Below are 10,847 nucleotides of genomic sequence, written 5' to 3' on the forward strand. Positions count from 1 at the left end.
TGTCTCAGAGCGTCCGATACACCTCTGAGAGCCAGCCGGGGGACGGTGACGAACGGCTGGTGCGGTTGTTCACACGTGGTTGCTACGAGCGTGTTACGACGGCGCATACTGGCGCTCGACCGGTACCCCGAGACGAGGACTGGATCCATGAACACATTGACCGTGGGCCTGATCGGCGCCGGGCGAGTGGGCGCCGTGCTGGGTGCGGCGCTGAACGCGGCCGGGCACCGGGTGGTCGCCGCCGCCGCGGTCTCCGCCGCGTCGCGGGACCGGGCCGCGCGCCTGCTGCCGGACGCCGCGATCCTGCCGGCCGACGAGGTCGCCCGCGCCGCCACCGACCTGCTGCTGCTCGCCGTGCCGGACGACGCGCTGCGCGGGGTGGTCGCCGGGCTGGCCGGCACCGGGGCGCTGCGGCCCGGGCAACTCGTCGCGCACACCTCCGGCGCGCACGGGCTCGACGTCTTCGGCGACGTGAACGGCATGGCCCTGCACCCCGCGATGACCTTCACAGGTGCGGACTCCGACGTGGCCCGGCTGCCCGGGATCGCCTGGGGGGTGACCACTCGGGACCGGGTGTTCGCCACCCGGCTGATCGCCGACCTGGGCGGAGTGCCCGAGTGGATCGCCGAGGACGCCCGGCCGGTCTATCACGCGGCGCTCGCGCACGGTGCGAACCACCTGGTCACCCTGGTCAACGAGGCGGCCGACGTGCTGCGCGCGGCGGGTGTCGAGGAGCCCGCGCGGGTGCTCACCCCGCTGCTGACCGCGGCGCTGGACAACGCCCTGCGGATGGGTGACGCGGCGCTGACCGGGCCGGTCTCCCGCGGTGACGCCGGCACGGTGGCGAAGCATCTGGCGCGGATGCCGGCGCCGGCCGTCCCGGCGTACCTGAGTCTGGCCCGGCGCACCGCGGACCGCGCCATCGCGTCCGGGCGGCTGCGCCCGCACGACGCCGCGGCCCTGCTCGACGTGCTGTTCCAGGCCGCGGCGGCGCAGCTGACCAGAGAAGCGGCGCTGACCGGAAATGACGCCAGCGAGACGATCGTGGGGAGCCCGGCATGACCCAGGTGGTGCACACCCGCGACGAGCTGGCGGCGGCACTCGACAAAGCCCCGCTCGACCAGGCGGCCAGCGGGATCGCGGTCGTGATGACCATGGGCGCACTGCACGACGGGCACCGGGAGCTGATCCGGGTGGCCCGGCAGAGTTCCGCGTTCGTGGTCGTGACGATCTTCGTGAACCCGCTGCAGTTCGGGCCGAACGAGGACTTCGAGAAGTATCCGCGGACCCTCGCCGAGGACCTCGAGGCCTGCCGTGCGGAGGGGGCCGCGCTGGTCTTCGCGCCGTCGCGGGACGACGTCTACCCCGGCGGGCCGCCGTCGATCACGATGAACCCCGGGCCGCTCGGCGCGATCCTGGACGGCGCCAGCCGCCCCGGCCACTTCGCCGGCATGCTCACCGTCGTCGAGAAGCTGCTCCGGCTCACCCGCGCCGAGGTCGCCTACTTCGGCGAGAAGGACTTCCAGCAGCTCGCGCTGATCAGCCGGATGGTTGTCGACCTCGAACTCGGTGTGCGGATCGTGGGCGTGCCGACCGTACGGGAAAAGGACGGTCTGGCGCTCTCCAGCCGCAACCGATTCCTCTCGCCGGAGGAACGACGGTCCGCTCTCGCTCTTTCCCGCGCGCTGCGCGAGGGCGCGGCGCACGGTGATCCCGAAGCGGTCCTGGCCGCGGCCCACAAGATCTTGTCGGAGGAGCCCGGGGTACGCCTGGACTACCTCGAACTGACCGGTCCCGATCTGGGCGCGGTCCCGGACGACGGCCCGGCCCGCCTGCTCGTGGCGGCCAAGGTCGGCACCACCCGCCTGATCGACAACGTCCCGATCGCACTCCGGAAGGCAGTCTGATGCTCCGCACCATGCTGAAGTCGAAGATCCACCGGGCCACCGTGACGCAGGCCGACCTGCACTACGTCGGTTCGGTGACCGTCGACCTCGACCTGATGGAGGCGGCCGACCTGCTGCCGGGCGAGCAGGTGGCGATCGTCGACGTGACGAACGGCGCGCGACTGGAGACCTACGTGATCGCCGGTGAGCGGGGTAGCGGCGTGCTCGGCATCAACGGCGCCGCCGCGCACCTGGTGCACCCCGGCGACCTGGTCATCCTGATCTCCTACGGTCAGATGGACAGCGCCGAGGCGCGCACCTATCAGCCCCGCGTGGTGCACGTGGACGCGGACAACCGGGTGATCGAGCTGGGGACCGACCCGGCCGAGGCGGTCGCGGGGATGGCTGACGAGCTGGTCCGCGGGGATCTCACGCTGTCCGCGCACTGACTCCGGGTGACTTTCCGGAACGCCGCCGTCGGACCCGACCGATCACCATATGATCGTGAATCGGACATCGGCGGCGTGCGGGAGGCTCCTTCATGCGACAGTGGCGTGCCTTCCTGGGCCCCGCTCCGCGCTTCGACCTGGCTGCCACCCTGGGCGTGATGTTGCTGCTCGCGGCGGGGTGCGGCAATCCCGGCAACGTCGACGGTGACCTCACCAACGACTGGGGCGCGATGGCCCCGGCGACCGGGTTCGAGCCGATGTCGGAGACCTGCCACCTGGCCAACTTCGCGGCGACCGGGCCCCGGGCGACGTACGAGGAGGTGGACTGCTCGGTGCAGCACCGCACCGAGACGGTCTACGTCGGCACGTACACCGGCTCGTCCGCGGACGCCGAGCAGCCACCGGCCGAGTCGTCGGCGGCCGCGCGGGCCGCGTACCAGATCTGTGACCAGAAGGTGAGCACGTACGTCGGGGCGCCGTGGCGGACCGCGCGGCTGTGGATCGGGGTGACCCACCCGTCGCCGGCGGCCTGGACCGGCGGTTCACGCTGGTTCCGCTGCGACGTGGTGGAGCTCGACTCGATCGAGGACAACGGCGCGCTGGTGGAACGGCAGGGCACGCTGCGCAACGCGCTGGCCGCCAGTTCCGACCTGGAGCTCAGCTGTTACGCGATCAAGCTGGACGACGGCGGCGCGATCGACACCATGCCGCCGGCGTCGTGCGGCAGCAAGCACAACGCGGAGTTCGCCGGGGTGTGGGAGGCGCCGTCCGACGCGTCGTACCCCAAGGGCGACGCGGCCTGGGAGGACTTCCACGACGGCTGCCGGACCGTGGTGTCCGCGTACACCGGGGTGCCCAACGACAAGGAGTTGCAGTACCGCACCGGAGTGGTCTCGCTGCCCGGCAACTCGGACGTGTGGACCCAGGGTGATCGTGGCGTGCGCTGCTACCTGTGGCTGGACGGCGCCGAGCTGACCTCGTCGTTGAAGGGCAAGGGGACCAAGTCCCTGCCGGTCCAGTACAAGTAACGGTGACCACTGATGACGCCCCCGCGGTGACGGGGACGCGGGGGCGGAGTGTACTGACCACATGTCACCTCTCGCGGATCTCCCGGCCCTACCGCGCCGGCTCGCCGCCGCCGAGCCGGGCTGGACCGAGACCACCGACGTGGTCGTGGTCGGTTCCGGGGTCGCCGGCCTGACCGCCGCTCTGCACCTGCGGGAGCAGGGCCTGCACGTCACCGTGGTCACCAAGGTCAACATTGACGACGGTTCGACGCGCTGGGCGCAGGGCGGCATCGCCGGGGTGCTGGACCCGCTGGACACACCGCAGGCGCATGCGTACGACACGGAGATCGCCGGCGTCGGGCTCTGCGACCCGGAAGCGGTGAAGGTCCTCGTCGAGGAGGGCCCGGCCCGGATCCGGGAGCTGATCCGCCGGGGCGCCGAGTTCGACCGCAACCCGGACGGCTCGCTGATGCTGACCCGCGAGGGCGGCCACCGGGCCGACCGGATCGTGCACGCCGGTGGCGACGCGACCGGCGCCGAGGTGCAGCGCGCCCTGCACGCCGCGGTCCGCCGCGACCCGTGGATCCGGCTCGTCGAGCACGCCCTGGTGCTGGATCTGCTGCGCGCCGCCGACGGCCGGGCCTGCGGGATCACCCTGCACGTGCTGGGCGAGGGCTCGGAGGACGGCGTGGGCGCCGTGCTGGCCCGCGCGGTCGTGCTGGCCACCGGCGGGATGGGCCAGATCTACGCGTCCACCACGAACCCCTCGGTCTCCACCGGCGACGGCGTGGCGCTCGCGCTGCGGGCCGGCGCGGCGGTCACCGACGTGGAGTTCGTCCAGTTCCACCCGACGTCGTTCGTGACCGCCGGGGAGACCGCGGTGCAGCGGCCGCTGATCTCCGAGGCGCTGCGCGGCGAGGGCGCGCACCTGGTCGACGAGAACGGCGTGCGGTTCATGGTCGGGCAGCACGAGCTGGCCGAGCTGGCACCGCGCGACGTGGTCGCCAAGGGTATCCACCGCGTGCTGCGGGCCACCGGGGCGGACCACGTCTACCTGGACGCCCGGCACCTCGGCCAGGAGTTCCTGGAGCAGCGCTTCCCGACCATCATGGCCTCGACCCGGGGCGCGGGCGTCGACCCGGCCACCGAGCTGATCCCGGTCGCCCCGGCCGCGCACTACGCCTCCGGCGGGGTCCGTACCGACCTGCACGGCCGCAGCACCATCCCGGGCCTGTACGCCTGCGGCGAGGTGGCCTGCACCGGCGTGCACGGCGCCAACCGGCTGGCCAGCAACTCGCTGCTGGAGGGCCTGGTCTTCGCGAAGCGGATCGCCGACGACATCGGCCGCGACCTGCCGGCCCAGGCCGACCCGGTGCGGATGAACCTGACACCGGCCTGGGTGGCCGACGCCGGGATCCGGGCCGACGTGCAGCGCACCATGACCCGGGGCGCCGGCGTGCTGCGCTCGGCCGACTCGCTGGCCGGCGCGGCCAAGGAGCTGAGCCGGCTGGCCGAGTCCCGGTCCACCCCGAACACCGCGGCGTGGGAGGCGACGAACCTGCTCACCGTCGCCACCGCTCTCGTCGCGTCGGCGCGCAGCCGCCGGGAGACGCGTGGCTGCCACTGGCGCGAGGATTACCCGACCGCGGCCGACGAGTGGCGCGGCCACCTGCTCGACGCGATCGGCGCGGACGGCGCGATGACCCAGACCTTCCAGGAGATGTCTTGATCGACTACGTGTTGGACTTCGCCGAGGTCCAGCGGATCGTGCTGACCGCGCTCGCCGAGGACCTGGGCGAGCCGCCCCGCGACGTGACGAGCGAGGCCACCATCCCGGCCGAGCAGACCGACACCGCCGAGCTGGTGGCCCGGGCCGACGGCGTGGTGGCCGGGCTGCCGGTGGCCGCCGAGGTCTTCGCGGTCACCTCGCAGGGGCACGCCGAGTTCCGGCAGATCGCCGCCGAGGGTGACCGGGTGGTCCGTGGCGACGTGCTGGCCGTGATCACCGGGCCGACCCGGGCGCTGCTCACCGCCGAGCGCACCGCGCTCAACCTGATCAGCCGGATGTCCGGGGTGGCCACGCACACCCGCAAGTGGGCCGACCAGCTCGAGGGCAGCCGGGCGACGGTGCTGGACACCCGCAAGACCACGCCGGGGCTGCGGTCGCTGGAGAAGTACGCGGTCCGGGTCGGCGGCGGCACCAACAAGCGGATGGGCCTGTACGACGTCGCCATGATCAAGGACAACCACAAGCTGGCGGCCGGCAGCATCACCGCGGCGTACCGGCTGGTGCGGGCGACGTTCCCGGACGTGGCGGTGCAGGTCGAGGTGACCACGCTGGCCGAGGCGCAGGAGGCGGTGGCGGCCGGCGCGACGTTCCTGCTCTGCGACAACATGACCCCGGAGCTGCTGACCGAGGTGGTCGGCGCGATCGGCGGGCGGGCCGAGCTGGAGGCGACCGGCAACCTGACCCTGGCGACGGCGGCGGCGTACGCGGCGACCGGTGTGGACTATCTGTCGGTGGGCGGGCTCACCCACTCGTCGCCGATCCTCGACATCGCGCTGGACCTGCGCCCCCGCTGACCGGGCGGGCGGGCTGCGACGCGTACAAATAAGGGTCTTGATTGTGATTCTTAGGGGCACCCGTGCTGCTTTGCATTGACATCGGTAACACCAACACCGTGCTGGCGACCTTCGACGGCGACAAGCTGGTGCACAACTGGCGGATCAAGACCGACGCCAACTCGACAGCGGACGAGCTCGGACTGATGTTCCGGGGTCTGCTGGCCGGTGACGCGGTCGAGATCACCGGGGTGGCGGCCTGCTCCACCGTGCCGGCCGCGCTGCGCAACCTGCGCACCATGCTGAAGCGGTACTACGACGACGTGCCCAGCGTGATCGTCGAACCGGGTGTGAAGACCGGTGTGCAGCTGGCCATCGACAACCCCAAGGAGGTCGGCGCCGACCGGGTGGTGAACACCCTGGCGGCGCACGCCCTCTACGGCGGACCGTCGATCGTCGTCGACTTCGGCACCACCACGAACTTCGACCTGATCAGCGCGAAGGGCGAGTTCCTCGGCGGCGCGTTCGCGCCGGGCATCGAGATCTCCTTCGACGCGCTCGCCGCCCGCGCTGCCCAGCTGCGCAAGGTGGAGCCGACCAAGCCGCGCTCGGTGATCGGCAAGAACACCGTCGAGTGCCTGCAGTCCGGGCTCTACTACGGTTTCGGCGGCCAGGTGGACCGGATCGTCGAGCGGATGGTCGAGGAGATCGGCCCGGTCCGCGCGGTGATCGCCACCGGTGGCCTGGCCTGGCTGGTGAAGGACGAGTGCCGCACGCTGACCGCGCACGAGCCGATGATCACGCTGATCGGGCTGCGGATGGTATATGAGCGGAACGTCTGAGCACGGCTGAGTAGGCTTTCCAGGTCTTGCAGAGCCCACCACCACACAGGAAGACCGTGCCGTGACCGAGCAGAACGTGCCAGTGACTGACCCCGCCGAGGACCTGCCCGAGCAGATGAAGGTCCGCCGGGCGAAGCGGGACCGGATGCTGGCCGAGGGTGTGCCGCCCTACCCGGTCACCGTCCCCCGGACCATCACCCTGGCCGAGATCCGCAAGCAGTACGCGGAGGTCCCGACGGACACCGCCACCGGCGACCAGGTGTCGATCACCGGCCGGGTGATCTTCCTCCGGAGTGGTGGCAAGCTCTGCTTCGCCACCCTGCGCGAGGGCGACGGCACCGAGCTGCAGGCGATGCTCTCGCTGGACAAGGTCGGCGCCGAGCGCCTGGAGGACTGGAAGCGCCTCGTCGACCTGGGCGACCTGGTCGCGGTCACCGGCGAGGTGATCACCAGCCGGCGGGGCGAGCTCTCGGTCCTCGCCGACTCCTGGGCGATGAGCGCCAAGGCGCTGCGCCCGCTGCCGGTCGCGCACCGGCCGCTTTCCGAGGAAACCCGGGTGCGGCAGCGCTATGTGGATCTGATCGTCCGGCCGCAGGCCAGGGACACTGTGCGTACTCGGGCAACCGTGGTGCGTAGCCTTCGCGAGTCGCTGTTCCGCCGCAATTATCTCGAGGTGGAAACGCCGATGTTGCAGTTGCTGCACGGTGGCGCGGCGGCTCGCCCGTTTGTGACGCACAGCAACGCTATGGCCACCGATCTTTATCTGCGGATCGCTCCGGAACTGTTTTTGAAGCGGGCCGTGGTCGGCGGCATCGACCGGGTCTTCGAGATCAACAGGAACTTCCGGAATGAGGGCATGGACTCCTCGCACTCGCCGGAGTTCGCCATGCTCGAGGCGTATCACGCGTACGCCGACTACAACGACATGCAGGTCTGGACGCGGGAGTGGATTCAGGAGGCCGCGCAGGCGATCACCGGCTCGCACGTGGTCACCCACTACGACGGCACCGAGCTCGACCTGAGCGGTGAGTGGAAGACCACCACCCTGTTCGGCGAGATCTCCGCGGCGCTCGGCGAGGAGGTCACCATCGCGACCGATCTGGCCCAGCTCCAGCGGTACGCGGAGAAGGTGCAGCTCGGCGTCGACCCCAAGTGGAGCGCCGGCAAGCTGGCCGAGGAGCTGTTCGAGCACCTCGCGCAGGACAACCTGCAGCAGCCGACGTTCGTCCGGGACTACCCGGAGCAGACCTCGCCGCTGACCGCCGCGCACCGGGAGACCCCCGGCCTCACCGAGAAGTGGGACCTCTACATCGGCGGCTTCGAGCTCGCCACCGGGTATTCCGAGCTCGTCGACCCGGTCGTCCAGCGGGACCGCCTGCAGACCCAGTCGCTGCTGGCCGCCGGTGGCGACGCCGAGGCGATGCAGCTGGACGAGGATTTCCTCCGTGCGATGGAGTACGGAATGCCGCCGACCGGTGGCATGGGAATGGGAATCGACCGGCTGTTGATGGCGCTCACCGGCCTGGGCATTCGGGAAACGATCCTCTTCCCGTTGGTCCGCGCAGAGTAGCCGAACGCCCATTATCGCCCCCGCCATTGACGGGCGATGTCCCCCTGGCGTTATTGTTCTCCCATTGCGTGGGAGAGAACCTGTGTTCGGGAGGATAACGGCGCGTGGCCAAGCAGATCATTCACAAGCTGGTCGATGACATCGACGGCACCGAAGCCGACGAGACCGTCAAGTTCGCGCTCGACGGTATTCAGTTCGAGATCGACCTCTCGGAGAAGAACGCCGCTGAATTGCGGGAGGTCTTCGCTACGTACGTGACGGCCGGCACCAAGGTGGCTCGCGGCGGTGTGGTCGTCGGCGGCCGCGCGGCGCGTGGCCGGGGCGGTGCGGCGGCGGACCGGGAGCAGAACAAGGCGATCCGGGAGTGGGCCAAGAAGGCCGGTTACGACATCTCCGACCGCGGCCGCATTCCGCAGGAGATCGTCGACGAGTACCACTCGAAGGGCCCTGGTCGGGCCTGAGCTTCGTGACGAGAGGGCGCACCGGTCACCGGTGCGCCCTCTCTGTGCTTCCGGCCCGTCGTCAGCGCTCGTTCAGTACCGTTATCCACAGGAAGGGTGCTGTTGTCCACAGGCTGTGGACTGTGGGGATTTCGCTGTCCGCGTACACGTTCGGGTGGGGGAACAGCCGCTGAGCGTGCGAAGTTGGCTAAATCAACGTCGCGGATCGTTTCGAGGGGCTCCGAGGGCCCAGCGGAGTCTCCGGGCGGCGATAGAGTTACAGCACGGGTATCACCGATGCCCGTGCGCTGGCCCGCCAGCTGTTGAGACAGGCTCAACATTGGCGCACGGCACGTGAGGAGCACGAGGGCATGTTCGAGCGGTTCACCGACCGAGCGCGACGGGTTGTCGTCCTGGCCCAAGAAGAGGCCCGGATGCTCAACCACAACTACATCGGGACAGAGCACATCCTGCTCGGCCTGATTCACGAGGGTGAGGGCGTCGCCGCCAAGGCCCTGGAGAGTCTGGGCATCTCCCTCGAGGGCGTCCGTCAGCAGGTCGAGGAGATCATCGGCCAGGGTCAGCAGGCGCCGAGCGGCCAGGGTCAGCAGGCGCCGAGCGGGCACATCCCGTTCACGCCGCGGGCGAAGAAGGTGCTGGAGCTCTCCCTGCGCGAGGCGCTGCAGCTCGGCCACAACTACATCGGCACCGAGCACATCCTGCTCGGCCTGATCCGTGAGGGCGAGGGCGTCGCCGCCCAGGTCCTGGTGAAGCTCGGCGCCGACCTGAACCGGGTCCGCCAGCAGGTGATCCAGCTGCTCTCCGGCTACCAGGGCAAGGAACCGGCCGCCGCGGGCACCGCCACCGGCGAAGCCGCGCCGTCCACTTCGCTGGTCCTCGACCAGTTCGGGCGCAACCTGACGCAGGCCGCCCGCGAGGGCAAGCTCGACCCGGTCATCGGCCGGGAGAAGGAAATCGAGCGGGTCATGCAGGTGCTGTCCCGCCGCACCAAGAACAACCCCGTGCTGATCGGCGAGCCGGGTGTCGGCAAGACCGCCGTCGTCGAGGGCCTGTCCCAGTCCATCGTCAAGGGCGAGGTGCCCGAGACGCTGAAGGACAAGCAGCTCTACACGCTCGACCTGGGCGCGCTGGTCGCCGGTTCCCGCTACCGCGGTGACTTCGAGGAGCGCCTGAAGAAGGTGCTCAAGGAGATCCGCACCCGGGGCGACATCATCCTGTTCATCGACGAGATCCACACCCTGGTCCATCGACGAGATCCACACCCTGGTCGGCGCCGGCGCCGCCGAGGGTGCGATCGACGCCGCCTCGATCCTGAAGCCCATGCTGGCGCGTGGCGAGCTGCAGACCATCGGCGCCACCACCCTCGACGAGTACCGCAAGCACCTGGAGAAGGACGCCGCGCTCGAGCGCCGCTTCCAGCCGATCCAGGTTGGCGAGCCGTCGCTGGCGCACACCATCGAGATCCTCAAGGGTCTCCGCGACCGGTACGAGGCGCACCACCGGATCAGCATCACCGACGCCGCCCTGGTGGCCGCCGCGACGCTGGCCGACCGGTACATCTCCGACCGGTTCCTGCCGGACAAGGCGATCGACCTGATCGACGAGGCCGGAGCCCGGATGCGCATCCGCCGGATGACCGCGCCGCCGGACCTGCGTGACTTCGACGAGCGCATCGCCCAGGTGCGTCGCGACAAGGAGTCCGCGATCGACAAGGCCGGCGACCTGGACGTGGTGTCCGAGGTCGACGACGAGCAGATCGCCGAGGTCCTGGGCAACTGGACCGGCATCCCGGTCTACAAGCTGACCGAGGAGGAGACCTCCCGCCTGCTGCGCATGGAGGACGAGCTGCACAAGCGCGTCATCGGCCAGGAGGACGCGGTCAAGGCCGTCTCCAAGGCGATCCGGCGGACCCGTGCGGGTCTGAAGGACCCGAAGCGCCCGTCCGGCTCGTTCATCTTCGCCGGCCCGTCCGGTGTCGGTAAGACCGAGCTGTCCAAGGCTCTCGCCGAGTTCCTGTTCGGCTCCGAGGACGCGCTGATCCAGCTGGACATGTCCGAGTTCCACGACCGG

Annotated in this window: 9 protein-coding genes and 1 pseudogene; all 10 read left to right on the plus strand. The window is 70.4% G+C overall.

Going from position 1 to position 10,847, the window contains the following annotated elements; genetic code table 11:
* Positions 1–147 precede the first annotated feature (147 nt).
* A complete protein-coding gene (locus tag ADL15_RS32530; protein WP_067699155.1) occupies positions 148–1,062 on the plus strand; it encodes a Rossmann-like and DUF2520 domain-containing protein in 915 nt (304 codons plus the stop codon).
* A complete protein-coding gene (gene panC / locus ADL15_RS32535; RefSeq protein WP_067699157.1) occupies positions 1,059–1,907 on the plus strand; it encodes a pantoate--beta-alanine ligase in 849 nt (282 codons plus the stop codon). Before ADL15_RS32530 ends, panC begins: the two co-directional genes overlap by 4 nt.
* Positions 1,907–2,335 carry an aspartate 1-decarboxylase gene (gene panD / locus ADL15_RS32540; RefSeq protein WP_067699159.1) on the plus strand — a complete coding sequence of 143 codons (429 nt, stop codon included), beginning with the start codon at positions 1,907–1,909 and terminating at the stop codon, positions 2,333–2,335. The genes panC and panD overlap by 1 nt, the downstream gene beginning before the upstream one ends.
* A 92-nt stretch (positions 2,336–2,427) precedes the next feature.
* On the plus strand, positions 2,428–3,363 hold the full coding sequence (locus ADL15_RS32545) for a septum formation family protein (protein WP_083972032.1): 936 nt from the start codon (positions 2,428–2,430) through the stop codon (positions 3,361–3,363).
* A 61-nt stretch (positions 3,364–3,424) separates the two neighbouring features.
* Positions 3,425–5,071: an L-aspartate oxidase gene (locus ADL15_RS32550; protein ID WP_067699161.1), complete on the plus strand. Its 1,647-nt coding sequence runs from the start codon at positions 3,425–3,427 to the stop codon at positions 5,069–5,071.
* Positions 5,068–5,925: a carboxylating nicotinate-nucleotide diphosphorylase gene (gene nadC / locus ADL15_RS32555; protein WP_067699163.1), complete on the plus strand. Its 858-nt coding sequence runs from the start codon at positions 5,068–5,070 to the stop codon at positions 5,923–5,925. The genes ADL15_RS32550 and nadC overlap by 4 nt, the downstream gene beginning before the upstream one ends.
* A gap of 62 nt (positions 5,926–5,987) precedes the next feature.
* The gene (locus ADL15_RS32560; protein WP_067699165.1) at positions 5,988–6,746 is read left to right on the plus strand and encodes a type III pantothenate kinase; all 759 of its coding nucleotides are present in this window, start codon (positions 5,988–5,990) and stop codon (positions 6,744–6,746) included.
* A gap of 61 nt (positions 6,747–6,807) precedes the next feature.
* Complete coding sequence (gene lysS / locus ADL15_RS32565; RefSeq protein WP_067699167.1) at positions 6,808–8,316, plus strand: lysine--tRNA ligase; 1,509 nt, start codon at positions 6,808–6,810, stop codon at positions 8,314–8,316.
* Positions 8,317–8,420: 104 nt separating this feature from the next.
* On the plus strand, positions 8,421–8,777 hold the full coding sequence (locus ADL15_RS32570; RefSeq protein ID WP_067699169.1) for a histone-like nucleoid-structuring protein Lsr2: 357 nt from the start codon (positions 8,421–8,423) through the stop codon (positions 8,775–8,777).
* 350 nt (positions 8,778–9,127) lie between these two features.
* Positions 9,128–10,847 (plus strand): annotated as a pseudogene (locus tag ADL15_RS32575) (ATP-dependent Clp protease ATP-binding subunit); the annotation flags it as partial.

The sequence above is a fragment of the Actinoplanes awajinensis subsp. mycoplanecinus genome, from assembly GCF_001509495.1.
Lineage (GTDB): Bacteria > Actinomycetota > Actinomycetes > Mycobacteriales > Micromonosporaceae > Actinoplanes > Actinoplanes palleronii.

Bases quoted from the DNA above. Each gene is read 5' to 3' on its own strand.
- ADL15_RS32530 (WP_067699155.1), top strand. From the start codon at position 148: ATGAACACATTGACCGTGGGCCTGATCGGCGCCGGGCGAGTGGGCGCC.
- panC (WP_067699157.1), top strand. From the start codon at position 1,059: ATGACCCAGGTGGTGCACACCCGCGACGAGCTGGCGGCGGCACTCGAC.
- panD (WP_067699159.1), top strand. From the start codon at position 1,907: ATGCTCCGCACCATGCTGAAGTCGAAGATCCACCGGGCCACCGTGACG.
- ADL15_RS32545 (WP_083972032.1), top strand. From the start codon at position 2,428: ATGCGACAGTGGCGTGCCTTCCTGGGCCCCGCTCCGCGCTTCGACCTG.
- ADL15_RS32550 (WP_067699161.1), top strand. From the start codon at position 3,425: ATGTCACCTCTCGCGGATCTCCCGGCCCTACCGCGCCGGCTCGCCGCC.